The organism is Brevibacterium metallidurans, assembly GCF_037101285.1.
In the GTDB taxonomy this organism is placed as follows: Bacteria; Actinomycetota; Actinomycetes; order Actinomycetales; family Brevibacteriaceae; genus Brevibacterium; species Brevibacterium metallidurans.
Genome location: NZ_BAAAAF010000081.1, coordinates 1 through 504, shown reverse-complemented (window position 1 = coordinate 504; position 504 = coordinate 1). Strand labels below are relative to the sequence as shown.

Below are 504 nucleotides of genomic sequence, written 5' to 3'. Positions count from 1 at the left end.
ATATCCCGCTTCATCATGAGGCTTAATCCCGGTCCAGGCGCCCGACCAGCGAGAGCTCAAAGCTGGCGCCCATATATTTGAAGTGCGGACGGACCGATAGCGACACCTGGTACCAGCCCGGTTCGCCTTCCACATCCAGCACCTCAATTTTCGCCTGGCGCAGCGGTTTACGGCTGCGGACATCGGCTGGCGGGTTTTCCTGGTCGGCCACATACTGGCGTATCCAGGCATTCAGCTCGCGTTCCAGATCGCCACGCTCTTTCCAGGAGCCGATTTGCTCGCGTTGCAGCACTTTGATGTAGTGCGCCAGACGGCTGATAACAACGAGATAAGGTAGTTGAGTTCCCAGCTTGTAGTTGGTTTCTGCTTCCTTGCCTTCCGGCGTGTTGGGGAACGTTTTTGGCTTCTGTACCGAGTTAGCCGAGAAAAACGCGGCGTTATCAGACCCTTTACGCATGGTCAGGGTAATAAAGCCCTCTTCGGCCAGTTCGAACTCGCGGCGGT

At 56.5% G+C, this 504-nt stretch carries 1 protein-coding gene; it reads right to left on the bottom strand.

Annotated elements, in window-relative coordinates; all coding sequences use genetic code 11:
- Positions 1–22: 22 nt before the first annotated feature.
- On the bottom strand, positions 23–504 hold a 482-nt coding region (locus AACX88_RS17625; protein WP_339394150.1), incomplete at its 5' end, for a type VI secretion system contractile sheath domain-containing protein.